The 20,511-nt window shown below is 64.6% G+C and carries 21 protein-coding genes and 1 tRNA gene; 15 read left to right on the top strand and 7 right to left on the bottom strand.

Going from position 1 to position 20,511, the window contains the following annotated elements:
* Nucleotides 1-20: 20 nt before the first annotated feature.
* Complete coding sequence (rpmI, locus tag NLM31_RS00680) at nucleotides 21-221, bottom strand: 50S ribosomal protein L35 (protein WP_027535561.1); 201 nt, start codon at nucleotides 219-221, stop codon at nucleotides 21-23.
* Nucleotides 222-492: 271 nt separating this feature from the next.
* On the opposite strand from rpmI, the gene NLM31_RS00675 reads away from it, so the two are divergent.
* A complete protein-coding gene (locus tag NLM31_RS00675) occupies nucleotides 493-891 on the top strand; it encodes a hypothetical protein (protein ID WP_254127319.1) in 399 nt (132 codons plus the stop codon).
* Nucleotides 892-954: 63 nt separating this feature from the next.
* Here NLM31_RS00675 and infC read toward each other — a convergent pair whose 3' ends face one another.
* Entirely contained in the window at nucleotides 955-1,494 is a 540-nt protein-coding gene (infC, locus tag NLM31_RS00670; protein ID WP_148778009.1) for a translation initiation factor IF-3, read from the bottom strand.
* 252 nt (nucleotides 1,495-1,746) lie between these two features.
* On the opposite strand from infC, the gene NLM31_RS00665 reads away from it, so the two are divergent.
* Both NLM31_RS00665 and NLM31_RS00660 read left to right on the top strand, forming a co-directional pair.
* Entirely contained in the window at nucleotides 1,747-2,535 is a 789-nt protein-coding gene (locus NLM31_RS00665; protein WP_254127318.1) for a carboxylesterase, read from the top strand.
* 148 nt (nucleotides 2,536-2,683) lie between these two features.
* Nucleotides 2,684-3,151, top strand: a complete 468-nt coding sequence (locus NLM31_RS00660) for a nuclear transport factor 2 family protein (protein WP_254127317.1) — start codon at nucleotides 2,684-2,686, stop codon at nucleotides 3,149-3,151.
* Between the two features lie 79 nt (nucleotides 3,152-3,230).
* Here the strand turns inward: NLM31_RS00660 and NLM31_RS00655 are convergent, their stop codons facing one another.
* From NLM31_RS00655 to NLM31_RS00645, 3 genes are all read right to left on the bottom strand, one after another.
* Nucleotides 3,231-4,019, bottom strand: a complete 789-nt coding sequence (locus NLM31_RS00655) for an acyl-CoA thioesterase domain-containing protein (protein ID WP_254127316.1) — start codon at nucleotides 4,017-4,019, stop codon at nucleotides 3,231-3,233.
* Nucleotides 4,020-4,187: 168 nt separating this feature from the next.
* Nucleotides 4,188-5,369, bottom strand: coding sequence for a tRNA epoxyqueuosine(34) reductase QueG (queG, locus tag NLM31_RS00650; protein WP_254191170.1), 1,182 nt, complete (start codon nucleotides 5,367-5,369; stop codon nucleotides 4,188-4,190).
* Complete coding sequence (locus tag NLM31_RS00645; RefSeq protein ID WP_254127313.1) at nucleotides 5,318-6,010, bottom strand: glutathione S-transferase family protein; 693 nt, start codon at nucleotides 6,008-6,010, stop codon at nucleotides 5,318-5,320. Before NLM31_RS00645 ends, queG begins: the two co-directional genes overlap by 52 nt.
* A gap of 169 nt (nucleotides 6,011-6,179) precedes the next feature.
* On the opposite strand from NLM31_RS00645, the gene NLM31_RS00640 reads away from it, so the two are divergent.
* The 3 genes from NLM31_RS00640 (at nucleotide 6,180) to NLM31_RS00630 (ending at nucleotide 9,354) form a co-directional block, all read left to right on the top strand.
* A complete protein-coding gene (locus tag NLM31_RS00640) occupies nucleotides 6,180-6,986 on the top strand; it encodes an undecaprenyl-diphosphate phosphatase (RefSeq protein WP_254191169.1) in 807 nt (268 codons plus the stop codon).
* Between the two features lie 298 nt (nucleotides 6,987-7,284).
* Nucleotides 7,285-8,610, top strand: a complete 1,326-nt coding sequence (locus NLM31_RS00635) for an FAD-binding oxidoreductase (protein WP_254191168.1) — start codon at nucleotides 7,285-7,287, stop codon at nucleotides 8,608-8,610.
* A gap of 3 nt (nucleotides 8,611-8,613) precedes the next feature.
* Entirely contained in the window at nucleotides 8,614-9,354 is a 741-nt protein-coding gene (locus tag NLM31_RS00630) for an SDR family oxidoreductase (protein ID WP_254191167.1), read from the top strand.
* A gap of 195 nt (nucleotides 9,355-9,549) precedes the next feature.
* Here the strand turns inward: NLM31_RS00630 and NLM31_RS00625 are convergent, their stop codons facing one another.
* On the bottom strand, nucleotides 9,550-10,515 hold the full coding sequence (locus tag NLM31_RS00625) for a complex I NDUFA9 subunit family protein (protein ID WP_254191166.1): 966 nt from the start codon (nucleotides 10,513-10,515) through the stop codon (nucleotides 9,550-9,552).
* Nucleotides 10,516-10,653: 138 nt separating this feature from the next.
* Between NLM31_RS00625 and NLM31_RS00620 the strand changes: the two genes are divergently transcribed.
* Nucleotides 10,654-10,740 (top strand) — tRNA-Leu (locus NLM31_RS00620).
* 109 nt (nucleotides 10,741-10,849) lie between these two features.
* Here the strand turns inward: NLM31_RS00620 and NLM31_RS00615 are convergent.
* Nucleotides 10,850-12,121: an MFS transporter gene (locus tag NLM31_RS00615; protein WP_254191165.1), complete on the bottom strand. Its 1,272-nt coding sequence runs from the start codon at nucleotides 12,119-12,121 to the stop codon at nucleotides 10,850-10,852.
* A gap of 262 nt (nucleotides 12,122-12,383) precedes the next feature.
* Here NLM31_RS00615 and NLM31_RS00610 point away from each other — a divergent pair, with 262 nt between their 5' ends.
* The 8 genes from NLM31_RS00610 to ptsN all read left to right on the top strand — a co-directional run bounded on the left by NLM31_RS00610 (nucleotide 12,384) and on the right by ptsN (nucleotide 20,420).
* A complete protein-coding gene (locus NLM31_RS00610) occupies nucleotides 12,384-13,709 on the top strand; it encodes a UbiA family prenyltransferase (RefSeq protein ID WP_254191164.1) in 1,326 nt (441 codons plus the stop codon).
* A 109-nt stretch (nucleotides 13,710-13,818) separates the two neighbouring features.
* The gene (locus tag NLM31_RS00605) at nucleotides 13,819-14,433 is read left to right on the top strand and encodes a ribonuclease D (RefSeq protein WP_212328139.1); all 615 of its coding nucleotides are present in this window, start codon (nucleotides 13,819-13,821) and stop codon (nucleotides 14,431-14,433) included.
* 142 nt (nucleotides 14,434-14,575) lie between these two features.
* Nucleotides 14,576-15,313, top strand: coding sequence for an LPS export ABC transporter periplasmic protein LptC (gene lptC / locus NLM31_RS00600; protein ID WP_254191163.1), 738 nt, complete (start codon nucleotides 14,576-14,578; stop codon nucleotides 15,311-15,313).
* 5 nt (nucleotides 15,314-15,318) lie between these two features.
* Nucleotides 15,319-16,083: an LptA/OstA family protein gene (locus NLM31_RS00595; RefSeq protein ID WP_254191162.1), complete on the top strand. Its 765-nt coding sequence runs from the start codon at nucleotides 15,319-15,321 to the stop codon at nucleotides 16,081-16,083.
* Nucleotides 16,084-16,316: 233 nt separating this feature from the next.
* A complete protein-coding gene (gene lptB, locus NLM31_RS00590; RefSeq protein WP_254127293.1) occupies nucleotides 16,317-17,330 on the top strand; it encodes an LPS export ABC transporter ATP-binding protein in 1,014 nt (337 codons plus the stop codon).
* A gap of 90 nt (nucleotides 17,331-17,420) precedes the next feature.
* Complete coding sequence (gene rpoN, locus NLM31_RS00585) at nucleotides 17,421-19,061, top strand: RNA polymerase factor sigma-54 (protein WP_254191161.1); 1,641 nt, start codon at nucleotides 17,421-17,423, stop codon at nucleotides 19,059-19,061.
* Nucleotides 19,062-19,138: 77 nt separating this feature from the next.
* On the top strand, nucleotides 19,139-19,738 hold the full coding sequence (gene hpf / locus NLM31_RS00580) for a ribosome hibernation-promoting factor, HPF/YfiA family (protein ID WP_254127289.1): 600 nt from the start codon (nucleotides 19,139-19,141) through the stop codon (nucleotides 19,736-19,738).
* Nucleotides 19,739-19,958: 220 nt separating this feature from the next.
* Nucleotides 19,959-20,420, top strand: a complete 462-nt coding sequence (gene ptsN / locus NLM31_RS00575) for a PTS IIA-like nitrogen regulatory protein PtsN (protein ID WP_063681444.1) — start codon at nucleotides 19,959-19,961, stop codon at nucleotides 20,418-20,420.
* The last annotated feature ends 91 nt before the right edge of the window (nucleotides 20,421-20,511 follow it).

Here is a 20,511-nt window from a genome sequence, read left to right as displayed (position 1 = left end):
TCGACGATCGCTGGACGCGATCAGGCGTTCGGCAAGAAGTACTTCTTGACGTTGTCGCCGTCGGTCTTGAACAGCACGGATGTGCCGCGGAGCTGACGGATCTGCTTCTTCGTCCGCTTGATCATGCCGTGACGCTTGCCGCGATGGGCGAACATCACTTTGCCGGTGGCAGTCACCTTGAAGCGCTTTTTAGCGCCCGATTTGGTCTTCAGCTTGGGCATTTGGCTCTCCTAATGGCCACAGAGTTCCGCCCGCGAAGGCGGCTGGCCGTCAAAAATGCTCGTTAGAGCGTTGATTGTGCTCAGGTTTTACGAACAAGCGCGAAACCCGCACGAAACACCGCCACGGCAGCCCTTAATCAGCCGGGCGATGAAGGCCGGGCTTATGACAGAGAACGGGCGAATTGGCAACGATGAACCGCCCGAACCCGGGCGCCGACTATTCGGAGTTACTACATCCTTGTCCAAGTCGTGTGGCTCGAGCAGGACCAAAATGGCCCATTTTTCCCAATCGCTTTTGTCTGTCGTCGCCCGTCCGCGCCATCTGGCGCTGCTCGCCGTGCTTGCTGCTGCCGCCGTTCCGTCGACGGCCGATGCCCGCATCCGCAGCTATGACGGTGTCTGGAATGTCACTTTCGCCACCACCCGCGGCAATTGCAGCTCGGGCTACAGCGTCCCCTTCACCGTCACCGGGAGCCGGGTGTCGTCGGCCGGCGGCGGCCGGGTGTCCGGCACGGTCAATCGTGGCGGCGCCGTTGCGGTCCAGGTGTCGGTCGGCGCCTCGCACGCCGCCGGCGGCGGTCGACTCGGCGGTGCGGCGGGGGCAGGCTCCTGGAGGGGCATCATTTCCGGAGACCAGTGCAGCGGCACGTGGCAGGCGACGCGGACCTGACAACAAAACGGCCCGCCGGGGATCCGGACGGGCCGTTGAACTCTCAGTCCTGAAGAGCTGCGCTCAGCGCGGCGCCAGGACCATGACGACCTGACGGCCCTCGAACCGGGCGTCCTGCTCGACCTTGGCGAGCTCGGCGACGTCGGTCTTGATCTTGTCCAGCAGCTTGGTGCCGATCTCCTGGTGCGCCATTTCGCGGCCGCGATAGCGCAGGGTGATCTTGACCTTGTCGCCCTCCTCGAAGAACCGCAGCATCGCGCGCATCTTCACGTCATAATCGTGATCGTCGATCATCGGGCGGAGCTTGATCTCCTTGATCTCGACGGTCTTCTGACGCTTGCGGGCTTCGGCGGCTTTCTTCTGGGCGGAATACTTATACTTCCCGTAGTCCATGATCTTGCAGACGGGAGGGCTGACATTTGGCGAAATCTCGACCAGATCCATGCCGGCTTCCTGGGCCATCTTGATGGCAAGCATCGTCTCGACGGTGCCTTTGTTGTCACCGGTCTGATCGATCAGCTGGATCTGCGCATTGCGAATATCATCATTGATGCGCGGCCCGTCTTTGGCGGCAGGCGCCGGGGCTCTATTGGGACGGCGAATGGGTAGTTCTCCAAAGTTGTGAAAGGAAGCGGCTATTTTGCAGGAAGATGCGTTTGCGGGCAAGCAACTCGCTCCTGCAGGGAGCGAAAAACCCTCAAATGCGAGGCATTTTGGTCACGCCCATCGACACGGTGCTCGACATAGACACCTTGCACCTGTTCCGCAAGCGTCCCAAAGGGACAATACCAATATAGGGTTGTTTCGCGGAATGCGCCCGGACAGCTCAAACCCCACAGCCAGAGTAAACGTTCCATGACTCCAGCAATTCCAGATGCCGTGCTTGATTTTATCGATGTGGGCGAGGGGCCCTCGGCGCGCCGGATCGCGGTGCGCCGCCGCGCCGGACAAGGGCCCGGCGTGGTCTGGCTCGGCGGCTTCAAGTCGGACATGCAGGGCGGCAAGGCGGTGGCGCTTGACGGCTGGGCCGGCGAGCATGGCCGCGCCGCGGTCCGGTTCGACTATTCCGGCCATGGTGAATCCAGCGGCGATTTCGCCGACGGAACCATCGGAAGCTGGCTCGAGGACAGCGTCGCCGTGTTCGAGCGATTCTGCACCGGTCCGCAAATCCTGATCGGTTCCTCCATGGGCGGCTGGATGGCGCTGCTGCTCGCGCGCGAGATCAGGAAGCGCTCGGGAAAGGCCTCGCTCGCCGGCCTGGTGCTGATCGCGCCGGCGCCCGACTTCACGGAAGAGCTGATGTGGAAGAATTTTTCGCCCGAGGTGAAGAAGGAGATCGAGACCAAGGGGTTTTGGCTGCGGCCGTCCGAATATGGTGACGGCACGCCCTATCCGATCACGCGCAAGCTGATCGAGGAGGGACGCAACCATCTCGTGCTCGGCAGCGCGATCGATCTCGGTTGTCCCGTCCGCATCCTGCAAGGCGCCCAGGATCCTGACGTGCCGTGGCAGCATGCGTTCGCGCTGACGCATCGCCTGCCGGCCGACGATGTCGTGTTGACCATGATCCAGGACGGCGATCACCGCCTGTCGCGCCCGCAGGACATCGCGCGCATTCTTGCCGCGGTGGCGGAGATCGGGTGAAGTGCAGCCAAGCACTCGGTGTCATCGCCCGACTTGATCGGGCGATCCAGTACTCCAGAGGCAGCAGCGATAGAGCCGATAAGCCTCGGCGTACTGGATGCCCCGGTCAAGCCGGGGCATGACAGAGAATGGAAAGGGAGAAACGCCCATGACCACCGCCGCCATGCTGCGCGCCTTCTGCGATGCGGTCGAACAACGCAACGGTCGCGCCTTTGCAGACCTGTTCACCGAGGACGGCGTCTATCACGACGTGTTCTACGGCGCATTTGCGGGCCGCGAAAAGATCGCCGCGATGGTCGATGATTTCTTCTATCGCACGGCGATGGATTTCCGCTGGGACATGCATGATCCCGTCAGCAACGGCACCACGCTCTATGCGCGCTACACCTTCAGCTACAAATCAACCCTGCCGGAAGCAGGCGGCGCGCGTGCGATGTTCGAAGGCGTCGCGATCATGACGCTGCGCGACGGCAAGATCGTCAGCTATCACGAGGTCGCCAACACCGCGCCGGCGTTCGTCGATCTGAAATTCGCGCCGGAGCGGATTGCCAAGATCGTCGGCAAGCAGGGCGCAGAGCTGAAGGCGCGGGACGAGATGAAGCGGCATCTGGCGTGATGCACCGCTCTCTCATTCCCTCCCCCCTTGCGGGGGAGGGAGCGCAGCGGAGCGAGTCGCGGATGTCTGTTGTTCCGAACTACGGCGGCGGTGGCTTCGCCATCGGCTTGCGCTGCGCCAGTGCGGCCACCGTCGCGGTGCCGATCGGGCCCTGTTCGTCATAGAGCCAGCATTCGCCGATCGCGACACCTTCGGTGGCCTGGTGGTTGACCACGTCGAAGCCGATCCAGTTCGTCACCGGCAGGCGATGCAGATAGATCGTCACGTCGCTGTTGATGTAGCCGAGCCCCTTGTCGCCGGCATTGGCGAACGGGCTCGCGAAATCGGCGCCGGTGGCGACATGGACGAACGGCGTCATCGGCACGCCAGCAACGAGCTCGCGCACCTCGCTCATCCAGAGCCGGCGCGCACCCAGCGAACCCATGTGACCGACGATCGGCCGCGTCGTCCATTTGCCGTTCATGCCGAGCCTGGGATCGGTCGGCTTTGGAATGTCCGATGGCTTCGGCACGTCCCAGTTCGGCGGCGACCAGACATTGCCGTCGGGATTTTGCGTTTTGCGCAACAGCTGGCACGAGGCCCGCGCCATGCTGACGCCGCCGGAAAAGAATTCCGCCTCGACCACGCGGATGCGCAGGCCGTCACGCACCAGTCGCGTCTTGACCTCGATCGGTTTGTCGATGGTCGGCAACTTGTACATATCGACGGTCAACCGCGCCGGCACGAATTCAGGCCCGGAATGGCGCTCCTCGATGGCAAAGCCGAGCAGGCCGATGATGACGCGCCCGTGCAGCGATTTCGGATCCCAGGGGCCATTGGCCACTTCCGTCGGATGGAATGTATCGCCGTCGCGGGTGAAGAAAGGCATGTTTGTTGTCATGATGCGCGACTTTGCGGGAATGCGCGGGGAAATCAAGCTCTCCGATCCTCATCCTGAGGAGGCGCGAAGCGCCGTCTCGAAGGATGCAGGCCCCCGCTGCTGCATCTCGGCCTCTATCCTTCGAGACGCGCGCACGCGCGCTCCTCAGGATGAGGGTCAGCTAGCACCTGCGGCGCGCCACTCCTCACGCACGCTGTCGTCGGGCTCCTTGCTCAACGCGGCCGACTTCGTTGCGTCAAATTCATCCTGCGCCACCAACTGCCCCAGCGCCCACACTGCAGCCCCACGCACCAGCGGGCTCGCATCACCGAGCAATCGCCGCGCCTCTTCGGCCAGCGCCGCGTCGCCGGAGTTGCCGATCGCGATCAGCACGTTGCGCAAAAAGCGATCGCGGCCGATGCGCTTCACCGGCGACTTCGTGAACAGCGCGCGAAACGCGGCGTCGTCGAGCTGGGAAAGTTCAGCAAGACCGGGTGCACGCAGCTCGTCGCGTGCAGAGAGTTTTGCTTCACGTCCCTCCTGCGCAAACTTGTTCCAGGGGCACGCGGCGAGACAGTCATCGCAGCCATAGATGCGGTTGCCGATGCTCTTGCGAAACTCGTGCGGGATCGGTCCCTTGTTCTCGATGGTGAGATAGGAGATGCAGCGCCGCGCATCGAGCTTGTAGGGCGCGGGGAACGCCGATGTCGGGCAGATGTCGAGGCAGGCCTGGCACGAGCCGCAATGATCGATCTCGGCATCGTCGCGCGGCAGGTCGAGCGTGGTGTAGATCGCGCCGAGAAACAGCCACGAACCGAATTTGCGCGAGACCAGATTGGTGTGCTTGCCCTGCCAGCCGAGATGGGCGGCTTGCGCCAGCGGCTTCTCCATCACCGCCGCGGTGTCGACGAACACCTTCACCTCCGACGGCGCGGTCGCGACCAGCCAGCGCGCCAGCGCCTTCAGCCGCTTCTTGATGAGGTCGTGATAGTCGTCGCCCTGCGCATAGACCGAGATCGCGGCGCGCGTGCGCTGCTCTAGGATTTTCAGCGGATCAGAGTCGGGGCCGTAATTGACACCGAGCATGATCACGCTGCGCACGTCAGCCCACAGCCCGCGCGGATCGACCCGGCGCTCGGGCTGGCTCGCGAGCCAGTCCATGTCGCCATGGCCCCCGGAGGCGATGAATTCGAGGAAATGTTTTCCGGCGTTCTCGATCGTGCCCGGCTCGGTGATGCCGATGCAGTCGAAGCCGAGCGCGCGCGCCTCGCGCGCCAGCGCCGCCTTCAGTTCAGTCGGATCGGAGTTCAGAAATCCAGGTCCACGTAGGTCCGCGACGCCGGCACGCCCGCCAGCCATTCGCTCAGCAGCGGACGGAACGACGGGCGGGACTTCACCCGCGCGTACCACGCCTTTGCTGCGTCGTCCTCGCTCCATGGCACGTCGCCCAGATAGTCGATCGCCGAGAGATGCGCCGCGGCGGCGAGATCCGCGTAGCTGAGCCGGTCGCCGGCGAGGAAGTTACGCGTCTGCGCCAGCCAGCCGATATAGGCGAGATGATAGCGCACGTTGGCCTTGGCGGCGCGCATCACGTCGGGCGAGGGCGGCCCGCCGCCATTCTCCTCGCTCATGAAGCGCTTGTAGATGCGCTCGGTGACGAGCGGATGGGAGACTTCCTCGAAGAATTTTTCGTTGAACCAGGCCATCAGCCGGCGCACCTCGACGCGCTCGGCGATCGTCTCCGGCATCAGGCGCTTGGGGCCCATCTCGGCGCCATAGGCCTCATCGAGATACTCGGCAATAATGGCCGCGCCGGGGATCGGCGGCTGTTCGTCGTCCACCAGCACCGGCGTCGTGCCGGCCGCATTGAGCAGCAGAAATGCCTCGCGCCGTTCCCAGCTGCGCTCCTCGGTCAGCTTCAGTTCGAGCCCGTATTCGCCCGCGATCAGGCGGATGAAACGCGAATGCGGACAGAACGGATGATGAAACAGCGTAAACATGAACCCTTTGACTATTTGATGGTGCTTAAGAATCCATCAATGTTTGTGCGGCGCCACACTAGTTCCTCAAAACCGCGAGGCAAGGGCGCGTTAGCGCATTTTGCGATTGCGAGCGAGGGACGAATAGGCGAGAAGAGCCCCGCTTTTCCAGCGGAAATGGACCGTAAATATGTCAGATACAATACGGGCAGTGATCCTCGGCATCATCGAGGGTGTGACCGAGTTCCTTCCCGTGTCCTCGACCGGCCACCTGCTGCTTGCGGAGCGCTTCTTCGGCCTTGGCGAGGGCGCCTTCTGGGATTCGTTTACCGTCCTGATCCAGCTCGGCGCGATCCTCGCGATCGTCGTGCTGTATTTCAAGAAATTGTGGGACGTCGCGATCGGTATGTTTACGGGCGATGCCTATGCGCGCCGCTTCGTGATCGGCGTGCTGGTGGCGTTCCTGCCTGCTGTGATCGTCGGCCTCGTCGCCGGCAAATACATCAAGAGCCTGCTGTTCAATCCCTGGGTCGTTTGCTTCTCGCTGATCGTCGGCGGCGCCATCCTGTTGTGGGTCGATCGGCTCGAGCTCAAGGCGCGCGAGCATGACGCCACCAAGTTTCCGCTGCTGATGTATCTCTATATCGGCATCGCGCAGTGCATCGCGATGATCCCGGGCGTGTCGCGCTCCGGTGCCAGCATCGTCGCCGCGATGTTCCTGGGCGCGGACAAGCGTGCGGCGGCGGAGTTCTCGTTCTTCCTCGCCATCCCCACCATGATCGGCGCGTTCGCCTACGATTTCTACAAGAACCGCTCCGAGATGACGATGGACCACATGGGCATCGTCGCGATCGGCTTCGTGGTGTCGTTCATCACCGCGATCATCGTGGTGAAGGCGTTCCTCGGATACGTCACCCGGCATGGTTTCACGGTGTTCGCCTGGTGGCGCGTCGTCGTCGGCACGCTCGGCCTGATCGCACTGGCGCTGGGGCATTAAGCTTAGGGCCCGTAGCCCGGATGGCGCGCTCCGTTTTACCTCTCCCGTAGGGAGAGGTCGGGTCGCATCGCTAGATGCGATCCGGGTGAGGGGGTCTGGTCTCGCTGGGTGCCGCGGCCCCTCACCCGGATTGCTCAGGCGCGCAATGGCGCGCCAAAGCAATCCGACCTCTCCCCGCTGGGGAGAGGTGGGAAGCGGTACCAACTGCCGCAAACTCGCTGACGCACCTCAACGCAATATCAGCTTTTGCCCGCTAGGCAGGTCCCCGAGCGGGATGGCCCGCGGGCGGAGCTGAACGATGACCCTCGTCAGCGGCTGGGGACGCTTCCCGGTCGTCGATAGCGAAGTGCTGCGGCCGCGGTCGTTCGAGGCCGTGGGCGAAGCCGTGGTGACCGGTTCCGTGGCGCGCGGCAACGGCCGCGCCTATGGCGATGCCGCGATCGGTGCCGTCAGGACGATCGGGATGACCGGGTTCGACCGGGTCAGGTCGTTCGATCCGGCAACTGGCCGCATCCGCCTGGAAGCCGGTGTGCTGCTGTCCGACCTGATCGATACCTTTGGCCCGCGCGGCTTCCTGCCGTTCGTGGTGCCGGGCACGCGGTTCGTCTCGGTCGGCGGCGCCATCGCTGCCGACGTGCACGGCAAGAACCATCATGGCGAGGGCGGTTTCGGCCGCTATGTCGACAGCATCCTGCTCCGCACCGGGCAGGGCGAGACCATCGAGATCTCGCGCGAGCAGAATTCGGATGCCTTCTTCGCGACCGTCGGCGGCATGGGCCTCACCGGAATCATCCTCGAAGCCACGATGCGACTGCGCCCGGTCGAGACCGGCTGGATCCGCGAGCGCGTGATTTCGGCGTCCGATCTCGATGCCGCGATGCGCGCGCTCGAGGCCGGTGACTCCGCGACATATTCGGTGGCGTGGATCGATTGCGTGGCGCGCGGCAACGATCTCGGCCGTTCGCTGATCTATCTCGGCGAGCATGCAGCGGCCAGCGAGCTTGCCGAGGGCGCCGATCGCTTTCCCGTGGGTAAAAATCCCGGGCTCGCGGTGCCGATCGATCTGCCGTCGATGACGCTCAATCGCATCAGCATCCGCGCCTTCAACGAGCTCTATTACCGCATGGGCGCAAGGCGGGCCGGCGGCGACCATGTGGTCTCGCTCTATCCGTATTTCTTTCCGCTCGACAGCATTGCCGACTGGAATCGCATCTATGGGCGGCGCGGCTTCCTCCAGCATCAATGCGTGATTCCGCAAGCCAGTGCACGCGCCGTGCTCGGTGATATCCTCGATCGTGTTGCGAAGCGCGGCGATGCCTCGTTCCTGGCGGTGCTGAAGAAGCTCGGCCATGGCGACGGCCTGTTGTCGTTTCCGCTGCCCGGCTACACGCTGGCGCTGGATTTCCCGGTGAAGGGCGACATCCTGAATTTCCTCGACGAGATCGACCGCCTCGTCGTCGCTGCCGGCGGGCGGCTTTATCTCGCCAAGGATGCGCGCCAGTCGCGTGCGACGTTCGAGGCCGGTTACCCCGCGCTGGCGCGGTTCAACGCGATTCGCAAATCGCTCGATCCCGCCCAAAACATCCGCTCGAAACTTTCACAACGCCTGTTCGATGAGGTTTGAACCGTGACGTCACGCAAGACCGTTCTGGTACTCGGTGGCTCCTCCGATATCGGCCGCGCCGCGGCACGCGCCTTTGCCAAGGCGGGCTACGATGTCGGCCTCGCAGGCCGCGATGCCGCCGCGCTCGAGCCTGATGCCGCCGATCTGCGCGCGCGCTACAATATTGAAGCGAGCACGCTGGTCTTCGACGTGCTCGACACCGCCTCGTTCGATGGCTTTGTCGCAGGCCTTCCGGCGCTGCCCGATGTCGTCGTCTCGATCATCGGCCTGCTGGGCGTGCAGCCGAACGCCGAGAGCGATCTCGCGCACGCCACCACCATCATGCGCTCGAACTACGAGGGCCCGTCGCTGATCCTCGGCCTGTTCGCCGAGAAGTTTTTAGGCCGCGGCAATGGCACGATCGTCGGCGTGTCGTCGGTCGCCGGCGATCGCGGCCGCGCCTCGAACTATGTCTACGGCTCGGCGAAAGCCGGCTTCTCCGCCTTCCTGTCCGGGCTGCGCGCCCGCGCCAGCCGCGGCGGTGTCCATGTCATTACCGTGAAGCCCGGTTTCGTCCGCACCAAGATGACCGAAGGCATGAAGCTGATCGGCCCGCTCACCGTCGACGCGCCTGTGGTTGGCGATGCGATCCTCAACGCGGTCGAGAAGAAGACCGACGTCGTCTATGTCAGCGGCAGATGGCGTCTCGTGATGCTCATCATCAAGACGCTGCCTGAGGCGGTTTTCAAGAAGCTGAAGTTTTGAGATCTCGCCGTATTGACGCTGCGCTCCCTCGCCCCGTTCTTACGGGGAGAGGGTTGGGGTGAGGGGCCTCTCTCCGCACGGGAAATCGTCGAGAGACCTGTACCCCCTCACCCGGATCGCGCCGGACGATGCTTCGCATCGCCGGGGGCGATCCGACCTCTCCCCGCAAGCGGGGCGAGGTTAAGCAAGAAGCCCTCACGCGTTCTTGCGCTGGAACTGGCCCTGCGGGCGGAAACGCCACAGATATTGCGGAGCGATCGCTTCCAGCGAATCGGCCGTGATGCCGAGGCCTTCCAGCGTCAGCCCGGCGGCCTTCGCCGCATCCGACACGACATTGTCGCGCTCGAGCAGCGTCACCTGGTCCGGCGTCAGCTTCATCGCGCCCGGCGCGAATTGCAGGAAATTGGCCTTGAGCCGGGCGAGCCCGAAGGACAGCGGCACCAGCATCGGCTTGCGATCGGCGATGCCGACGATGGTCTCGATGATCTCGCGCATGGTCAGCACTTCCGGCCCGCCGAGCTCGTAGGTCGCGCCGGCCTTGGCCTTGCCGTCGACGGCATCCGCGATCGCGGTGGCGACGTCGCCGACATAGACCGGCTGCATCCTGGTTTCGCCGCCGATCAGCGGCAGCACCGGCGACAGCCGCGCCAGCGAGGCGAAGCGGTTGGTGAACTGGTCCTCGGGGCCGAACATCACGGAGGGGCGGAAGATCGTGGCCGACGGCACCGCGGCCAGGACCGCGGCTTCGCCGGCCGCCTTGGCCTTGGCATAGCGCGAGGGTGATTCGGCGTCGGCGCCGATCGCCGAGACATGGATCAGGCTGGCGCCGGCAGCCGCTGCCGCCTTGGCGACGGTCTCGGCGCCCTTGGCCTGGACCGCGTCGAAGGTCTGGGCGCCGCCCTCGGTGAGGATGCCGACCAGATTGATGACGATGTGCGAATCACGCACCGCCGCCTCGACCGACGCCGGATAGCGCAGATTGGCCTGGATGGTGTGGACCTGGCCGACCTTGCCCGAGGGCTGGAGGTATCCGGCTAGTTCCGGCCGCCGCACCGCGACCCGGACCCGGTAATCCCGCCGGCACAGTGCGCGGACGACATTCCGGCCCAGAAACCCCGAGCCGCCGAAAACCGTGACGAGAGTTTCCAGATTCGATGCCATGGGTCAGATCCTGCGGGAAGAGTGCGTGTTATCAGGCTTGTATCGGGCCGGTTTGCAATGCGCAATCCGCATCCCGAACCATGAATTGACAACGGCGTCACCGAACCGTAGTAACCGCCTCCGTGCCCCAAACGGCATGCCCAGGTGGTGGAATTGGTAGACGCGCTGGCTTCAGGTGCCAGTGGCTTAACGGCCGTGAAGGTTCGAGTCCTTTCCTGGGCACCATTTTGCGGGATTTGGTCCCCAAATAGAGCTGCTTCCGATCTTTGAAGCTAGCTGGACGGCGATCCCGGGATCGCCGCCGCGAGGGTCCTTTGGGGGAGCGAGGCGCCCCTCAAACCACCCGCTTGCCCGCCCGCTCCGCTACCCCTTTCTGCACGAAATACATCGCGACCAGCGTGATGATCGTCGTCGTGACCACGACATAGCCGATCCGCTCGAAATGCAGCAGCGAGCCGTCGGGTTGTTGCGAGATGATCGCGGCCGCAAGCACCGAGCCGAGCCCGCCGGAGAGCTGCTGAAGCGATGCGCTGATCGCGCTGAACGAGCCGCGCTGGCTCTGGTCGGGGATCGCCGAGATCAGCGCCTGCGACGGGATCATGCGCGAGAAGATGCCGACGAACAGCAGTACGTTGACGGCGATGGCCGTCGTGAGCGAGACGTGGCCGAGATGGGTGTAGATCAGCACCATCAGGACGGTCATCGCGCAGCCGAACACGAAGGTCGGGTACTTGCCGAACGCATCGCTCGCCCTGCCGACCAGCGGTCCCGTGATGATGCTGAACAGGCCGGAGACGAGATAGATCGTCGGCAGATGCGCCATGTCGATGCCGATATTGTTCACGGTGAACGCGCTGGAGAACGGCATCAGCATGTAGCCGCCGGTCGCCAGCAATGTCGTCACCGCGAAGGCCAGCGTGTAACGCGGCTCGAACACGGTCGCGAGCAGATGATGGAACGGATTCCTGTCCTGCTTCAGCTTCAGATGCGCATCGACCGGCTCCATGGCGAAGGCGATGATGGCAATTGCGAGGATCGACAGGCCGACGATCGCAATGAAGCAGACATGCCAGTTCCAGTGATTGGCGAGAAACAGGCCGGCCGGAATGCCGAGCACCTGGCTCGCGGCGAACGCCGTCTGGATGAATCCCATGACGCGGCCGCGCAGCTGCAGGGAAAACAGATCGGTGACGATGGCGAGCACGATCGAACCGATCACGCCGCCGAACAATCCGGTCACGATCCGGCCGAGCAGCAGCACCTCGTAGGTCTGTGCGACGGCGCAGAGCGCGGTGCCGAGCGTGAAGCCGGTATAGAAGAACAGCAGCAGCCGCTTGCGGTCGAACCGGTCGGCAAAGCCGGCGGCGAGAATGCCGGAAAATCCGGCGCTGAACGCATAGGCCGACACCGCGACGCCGAATTGCGAGGTCGTGATGTTGAGCGAGGGCATCAGGATGGCGCCGAGCGGCGACATGATGATGAAGTCGAGGATGATGGTGAACTGGGCGAAGGCGAGCAGCGCCACCAGGAGTGACTGGTAGCGCGTAAAGCCGCGCTGGCGTTCCTGCTGATCGTCGATCGGCGCGGCGAGCGTCTGGTCTGTCATGACACCTGATGTGTGCTGAGGGGCTGGCCTCACATAGGGTGGTTGGAGGCGATTTCCACGGGCGCGGGGCCCAGGTTCCGCTGGTATATCAAGCGCGCGCCGGATTGTGGGATCCTTGCAACAGGCCGGCGTCGGCCCCTTCGACAGCCGAATTAAGCCGCCCTTAGCGAATGCTCCCTAGGCTCGCGGCCGTCCATTTTCCTGCTCCCGGCCTCCCCAACCCCTGGGCCGGTCGTGTTGCAGTCAGTCAGAGCGTTTTCGGATGGAGCAGCCCGTCAGGAAGTACGATCGGAGCGAGGCCGCGCCGCAGGCGACGATCGCGCCTGCCCGGACCCTCGTCATCGATCTCGAGGGCGCGCTGCTGCGCTCGGAGCTGCTGATGGAGGCGCTGTTCTCCGCGCCTGCGCGCATGCTGGCCCGCTTCGGCGCCGGCGGACGCGCCGGCATGGCGGCGCTCACGGATATTCTGGCACGCGCCGAGCTCGACTACGCCCACCTTCCCTATGATGCCGACGTGCTGAACCAGGCGCTGGTGGCGCGGGCGCGGGGCGAGCGGATTTTTCTGGTCGCGGGCCGCTTCGCCGATCATGCCGCCGGCATCGCCGCGCATCTCGGCTTTGACGGCGTCGTGACGCCGGCCGATCTCGCCGTGGGCGATCATCTGCCGTTCGATCGCGCGTCGATCGAGCGTATCGCACACCGAAGCAGCCACCGCGCCAGCCTGAAGATCTGGGCCAAGGCGCTGCGAATCTATCAATACGCCAAGAACACGCTGGTGTTCGTGCCCGTCATCACCGCGCATCAGCTCAATCTGGCCACGCTCGGCTCGACGCTGCTGGCGTTCCTGGCGTTCTCGGCCTGTGCGTCGGGCGCCTATCTGATGAACGATCTGCTCGACCTCGCCGCCGACCGCCAGCATCCGACCAAGCGCCATCGCGCGCTCGCGGCAGGCGACTTGCCGATCTCCTCCGCGCTCACCGCCATCCCCGTGTTGTGGGCTTTCGCCGTCGCCGCCAGCCTCTGCATTTCCGTCACTTTCCTCGGCGTGCTCGCCGCCTATCTCGCCACCACCATCGCCTATTCGCTCGTGCTCAAGCGCAAGATGCTGGTCGACGTCGTCACGCTTGCCGGCCTCTACTCCTTGCGCATCGGCGCGGGCGCAGTCGCGGCCGGCGTCATGCTGTCGGAATGGCTGATGGTGTTCTCGCTGTTCGTGTTCACCTCGCTCGCGCTGATCAAGCGTTTTAGTGAACTCAGCATGCGCGAGGGCGCAGGGCTCTCTGATCCGTCCAACCGCGACTACCGCATCACCGATCTGCAAATCATCGCCGCCATGGCCGCGGCGAGCGCCATGAATGCCGTCACCGTGTTCGCGCTCTACGTCTCGTCCTCCGCGGTGACGCCGCTCTATAGCCGTCCCTGGATGCTCTGGCTGCTCGCGCCCCTGTTGCTCTACTGGTTCGGCCGCGCCCTGATGATCGCGCATCGCCGCGAGATGCCCGACGATCCCATCATCTACGCCTTCCGGGACGGCGCCAGCCGCACCACGGTGGCGGCGATGGTCTGCATCATGCTGGCGGCGATCTGAGCGGGTGCTATCCGCGCTTGCGCAGGCCTCCGGCAGTGGATACATCGCGGGCTATCCAATTTGCTGACGATATCGACGCGACCGATTCGACCAAAGGGTTTGAAACGCCATGACCGTACGCCTGCATCGCGGTGACCTGCCTGATCTCTCCCGCTACACCGGCGCGGTGGCGATCGACACCGAGACGATGGGGTTGAACCCCCACCGCGACCGTCTCTGCGTGGTCCAGCTCTCGCCCGGCGACGGCAGCGCCGACGTGGTGCAGATCCCCAAGGGCCACACCGATGCGCCGAACCTGAAGGCCCTGCTGGCCAATCCCGCCATCACGAAGATCTTCCATTTTGCGCGGTTCGACGTCGCGGTGCTGTACCAGAGCTTCGGCGTGATGACCGGGCCGATCTACTGCACCAAGATCGCCTCCCGCCTGACCCGCACCTATACCGACCGCCATGGCCTCAAGGACCTTGTCCGCGAGGTGCTCAATGTCGACCTCTCCAAGCAGCAGCAATCCAGCGACTGGGGTTCCGACAGCCTGACCGAGCCGCAGCTCGCCTACGCCGCCTCCGACGTGCTGCACCTGCACGCCCTGCGTGAGCGGCTCGACGCCATGCTGGTCCGGGAGGGCCGCACCGCGCTGGCCAAAGCCTGTTTCGACTTCCTGCCGACCCGCGCCCTGCTCGACCTCCAGGGCTGGGAGGAAGAGGACATTTTCGCGCATTCCTGAGCCCTCTGGCCGCGGCTAGGTTCGGGCTGCCGCCCCGTTTCGGACACTTTCGTCCGGCCTGTCGCAGGCTGCATATCGTGGCGATGCCGGGTACAATGGCGCGCCTCTCGGACCGGAAGGCGAGCGACTCTCTGGAGCAGCGGTGAACTCGGCCCAGTTTTCCACCTACGACGCCGCGCTTGCGGCGAAGTTTGCCAGCGCGGCGCGCCACAGCCGCCTGGTGCGGATTCTGCGCATCGCCGTGCCGGTGACCGTGGTTCTCTCCATGGCCTCGATCGTCGCGGTCTCCACCTTCCTCAACCCCTTCACCATGATCCCGGTGAAGGTCGATTCCGGAAACTTGGTGGTGACGGGCACCAAGATCACGATGGAATCGCCGCATCTGTCCGGCTTCACGCCGGACCAGCGGCCCTACGAGCTCTGGGCCAAGACCGCGACACAGGACATCACCGACCCCGACCATGTCGATCTCAATGACCTCAAGGCGAAGGTGCTGATGGAAGACCAGTCGACCCTGCTGCTCGATGCCCGCACCGGCCGCTTCGACAACAAGCAGCAGCAGCTCGACCTGCACAAGGACATCTTCCTGCGCACTTCGACGGGCTATGAGGCGCGGCTGAACTCCGCTTTCGTCGACATGAACAAGGGCACGGTGTCCTCGGACGATCATGTCGACGTCAAGCTGACCAACGGCACGCTCACTGCCGATCGCTTGCGCATCACCGAGGGCGGCGACGTCATCCGCTTCGAAGGCAATGTCGTGATGCATCTGGACAAGATCAGCACGGATGACGCTGCGCCCGCGCCGGTCGAGCAGCCCGCGCCGGCGCCTGTGCCTCCGCCTGCGAAGTCCAAGAACAAATCTGCGAACTCAAAGTGATTTTCATGGCTCATTTTTTTCCGCGCAACGACAGTAAGCGTCGCGCCATCGTCGCAGCGCTGGTGCTTGGCGGCGCTGCGCTGGTCGCGACCGGTGCCGCCGTCGCGCAAAGCACCATGCAAGGCGTGCCCAACGCGATGCAGGGCTTTTCGCAGAACCGCGACCAGCCGATCCAGATCGAGGCCGCCTCGCTCGAGATGCGCGACAAGAAGAAGGAAGCGACCTTCTCCGGCAATGTGAAGGTCGTGCAGGGCGACACCACCATGACCTCGAAGACGCTGGTGGTGTTCTACGAATCCTCTGGCGACAAGCAGGCCGCGCCGCCGGCTGAGCCGGCCAAGGGGGCCAAGGCGGCGGCCAAGGGGACAGGAGCGGGAACGGGGACGGGGACGGGAGCGGGAGCGCCGATGCAATCGGCGACACCTGGGCCTGGCGGCGCCTCCTCGATCAAGCGGCTGGAAGCGCGCGGCAATGTCGTCGTCACCCAGAAGGACCAGGTGGTGACCGGCGAGACCGCGGTGTTCGACACCAAGACCAACCTCATCACCATGCTCGGCGGCGTGGTGCTGACGCAGTGCCAGAACGTGCTGCGCGGCGACCGCCTGATGGTCGACATGACCACCGGTGTCTCCCGGGTGGAATCCGACAGCGGCAAGGTCCAGGGTCTGTTCATCCAGACCCAGGGCGGCGCGAACGGCAAATGCGGAACGCCCGTCGCGCCTGGCGCGGGCGCGCCAATGCAATTGCCCGGTTCAGGTAAACAAAAGTAAATTCCGAACGTAACTTCAACGACTTGGCTGAGATGCGGCCGATCCGAGGTTGAAGCTTGCCCGGCGAGACTGTATCTAGCGGCAGGGCTTTCGAAGCGGCGTCCGCCGCTTTTCGGGCGTGTTTCACTGGGCATGAGACATCCCTACATTCATGCTGCGTCGGCGAAGCGAGAAGCCGGCATGGCAGACCGCGCGATGACCGCGCAGGATCCGTGGAAGGCTAGAAGGCGGGGATGGTCGATCTGTTCAGCATGTTCCGTCGGCGCCCCGCCAAGCGCGGCCGGCCAGGATTTGCCCGTCAGGACATCACCGCGCTCGGTGACAGCGTCGGCGGCCTGGTAGCGAGCCCGGTGCGGGACGCGCCGCCGATTGCCCGTGACCAGCCGATGCAGGCCCCGGACCCCTATGGCGTGGAGGCGCCGCCGCGGGCCCGTCAGCCGGCCGCTCAACCGCCCAAAGCCAGACCCGTCGCGAAGCCTGCCGTAAAGTCCAACGGCACGGGCGCGCCGCAGCTGTTGCGTCGGCCGGGCTTCCTGGCTGTGCATAGCGTGGAAAAGAGTTTCGGCAGCCGCCAGGTCGTGCGCGGCGTCAGCATCTATGTGCGCCGCGGCGAAGCCGTCGGCCTGCTCGGTCCGAACGGCGCCGGCAAGACCACCGTGTTCTACATGATCACCGGCCTGATCAAGGCCGATCGCGGCGCCATCGAGCTCGACGGCCACGACGTCACCAAGCTGCCGATGTATCAGCGCGCCCGGCTCGGCATCGGCTATCTGCCGCAGGAAGCCTCGATCTTCCGCGGCCTCACCGTCGAGCAGAACATCCGCGCCGTGCTCGAAGTGGTCGAGCCGTCGCGCAAGAAGCGCGAGCAGCAGCTCGATTCCCTGCTCGACGAATTCAACATCACGCGGCTGCGGAAATCGCCCTCGATCGCGCTGTCGGGCGGTGAGCGCCGCCGCGTCGAGATCGCGCGCGCGCTCGCAACGCGTCCGAACTACATGCTGCTCGACGAGCCCTTCGCCGGCATCGATCCGATTGCGGTCGGCGACATTCAGGACCTCGTCCGCCATCTCACCAATCGCGGCATCGGCGTGCTCATCACCGACCACAATGTGCGCGAGACGCTCGGCCTCACCGACCGCGCCTACATCGTCTATGCCGGTGAAATCCTGACGGAGGGGAGTCCGGACGAGATCGTCGCCGATCCGGATGTGCGCCGCCTTTACCTTGGCGAGGAATTCCGCCTCTAGCCCTTTTTTCCATTTCGTCAAGGCGTGTACATCGGGCCAGGACTAAGATAAGCAAGAATCGGACCAATTTTCGGGAACGGTTCTTGTTAGATGGCGCTTACGCAGAGATTAGAGTTCCGGCAATCGCAGTCGCTGGTCATGACGCCGCAGCTTATGCAGGCGATCAAGCTGCTGCAATTGTCCAATCTCGATCTCACGACCTTCGTGGAAGAGGAGCTCGAGCGTAATCCCCTGCTGGAGCGGGCCAATGACGAGGCCCCCGGCGGCGAGGCTCCGGCCGAGGCCGGCCAGTTCAGCGACCACGATGGCGATGATTCAGGCAGCCAGGGTGACGGTCATGGCGCCGATGACGGCTTTGGCGGCACCGGCAACGCCTTCGAGCCCGGCCAGGAAGAATGGATGAGCAAGGATCTCGGCACCCGCGCCGAGATCGAGCAGACCCTGGACACGGGCCTGGACAACGTCTTCTCCGAGGAGCCTGCCGAGGCGGCGGCGCGCAACGCCCAGGACGCCGCACCGACCACCTACACCGAATGGGGCGGCGGCGCCTCCGGCGACGAGGACTACAATCTCGAAGCCTTCGTCGCGGCGGAAACCACGCTCAGCGACCATCTTGCCGAGCAGCTCTCGGTCGCCTTCACCGGCGCGGCCCAGCGCATGATCGGGCAGTACCTGATCGACCTCGTCGACGAGGCCGGCTATCTGCCGCCCGATCTCGGCCAGGCTGCCGAGCGGCTTGGCGCAACGCAAAAGGACGTCGAGGACGTTCTTGCCGTGCTGCAAAAATTCGATCCGCCCGGCGTCTGCGCGCGCAGCTTGAGCGAATGCCTGGCGATCCAGCTCCGCGAGCTCGACCGCTACGATCCCGCGATGCAGGCGCTGGTCGAGCATCTCGATCTGCTTGCCAAGCGCGACATCGCCGCGCTCCGCAAGCTCTGCGGCGTCGACGACGAGGACATCGCCGACATGATCGGCGAGATCAGGCGGCTCAATCCCAAGCCCGGCATGAAGTTCGGCTCGGCGCGGCTCCAGACCATGGTGCCGGACGTCTACGTTCGCCCGGGTCCGGACGGCGGCTGGCATGTCGAGCTCAACAGCGACACCTTGCCGCGCGTGCTGGTCAACCAGACCTACTATTCCGAGCTGTCGAAGAAGATCGGCAAGGACGGCGACAAATCGTATTTCTCGGACGCGCTGCAGAACGCGACCTGGCTGGTGCGCGCGCTCGACCAGCGCGCCCGCACCATCCTGAAAGTTGCGACCGAGATCGTGCGCCAGCAGGACGGCTTCTTCACCCATGGTGTCGCGCATCTGCGGCCGCTCAATCTGAAGGCCGTTGCCGACGCCATCCAGATGCATGAATCCACGGTGTCGCGCGTCACCGCCAACAAATACATGGCGACGAATCGCGGCACATTCGAATTGAAATATTTCTTTACGGCCTCGATCGCCTCGGCCGACGGCGGCGAGGCGCATTCCGCCGAAGCCGTGCGTCACCACATCAAGCAGCTGATCGATTCGGAGGAGCCGTCCGCGATCCTGTCTGATGATACCATCGTGGAACGCTTGCGCGCTTCAGGCATTGATATTGCCCGCCGCACGGTCGCGAAGTACCGCGAAGCCATGCGCATTCCGTCCTCGGTGCAACGCCGCCGCGACAAGCAGAGCGCTCTTGGTAACGTCCTTTCAACGGCAATGTCCGATCGCTCCCGCAACACCGAACCGGCCTGATTGCGCTGGCGCGAAATCGCGCTACTCTCATCCCCCACCGCGACCGATCCAAGCTGGGCAACCAAGCGAGGCATCACATGACTCTTCGGATTTCGGGCAAGAGCGTCAGCGTCGGCGAGGCCCTGCGAGGCCGCGTGACCGACCGGACTGAAGAGGTCCTGCGCAAATATTTCGACGGCAATTATTCCGGTCACATCACGCTGTCCAAGGACGGCTTCGGCTTCCGGACCGATTGCGCGCTGCATCTCGATTCGGGAATAACGCTGGAGGCCGATTCGAACGCGCAGGACGCCTATGCCAGCGCCGACCAGGCGCTGATCATGATCGAGAAGCGGCTCAAGCGCTACAAGAGCCGGCTCAAGGACCGTTCGGCCCGCAAGGCCCACGTCGCTTCCGCGGCGCTGGCCGCGCTGGACGCGACGGCTTACGTGCTGGAGGCGCCGGGGGAGGGCGACGACGAGGACGAGGTCACCGGCTACAGCCCCGTGATCATCGCCGAGGCGACGACGTCGCTGCGGCAGATGTCGGTCAGCGAAGCCGTCATGGAACTCGACCTCAGCGGAGCACCCTGCCTGGTATTCCAGCACGGCTCCTCGGGCCGGGTGAACATCATCTACCGCCGCGCCGACGGCAATGTCGGCTGGATCGACCCGCCGGGCACCAAATCCGGGGGGTAGGAAGCCCCGTATCAACCACAGGTCTTAACAATGACCGGGGCAAAGCCGCACGCGGGAGTTGGCACCGGGATTGCGTTGGAGTAGAAGCGCCCCACATCAGGACGTAACGGGACTTGGGCTAAGTCCCCCTCCTGCTTCACCTTCTTGACGCCGGCCGGGCTCGACCTATCGAGACGGCCAATTCGGAACCTGACGGTTTAATTCACCTCGGAACACTTCCATGCCGATTACCGATCTGGTCGCGCCCGAGGCGATTCTCCCGGCATTGAAGGTCAACAGCAAGAAGCAGGCGCTCCAGGAACTCGCGGCCAAGGCCGCTGAGCTGACCGGACAGAACGAGCGCGCGGTGTTCGAGGTGCTGCTCCAGCGCGAAAAGCTCGGCACCACCGCGGTCGGCTATGGCGTTGCCATTCCGCACGGCAAGCTGCCCAAGCTCGAGAAGATCTTCGGCCTGTTCGCCCGGCTCGATCGCCCGATCGATTTCGAGGCGATGGACGGCCAGCCGGTCGACCTCGTCTTCCTGCTGCTCGCCCCCGAAGGCGCCGGCGCCGATCATTTGAAGGCGCTCGCCCGCATCGCCCGCCTGCTCCGCGACCAGGACATCGCCAAGAAGCTCCGCGCCTCGCGCGATGCCCAGGCGATCTATTCGGTGCTGGCGCTGCCGCCGGCGACCGCGGCGTAAGGCCGCTTTCCTTCCCCGCCGAGCCACGAAGCCGGATCGAAGCCGCGCTGCGACACGCGCGCGGATCGTCGCGGTCTCGCGATAGCCGAAC

The organism is Bradyrhizobium sp. CCGUVB4N, assembly GCF_024199945.1.
Taxonomy (GTDB): Bacteria; Pseudomonadota; Alphaproteobacteria; order Rhizobiales; family Xanthobacteraceae; genus Bradyrhizobium.
The sequence above is the reverse complement of the archived record's forward strand: the minus strand, read 5'-3'. Positions and strand labels throughout refer to the sequence as shown.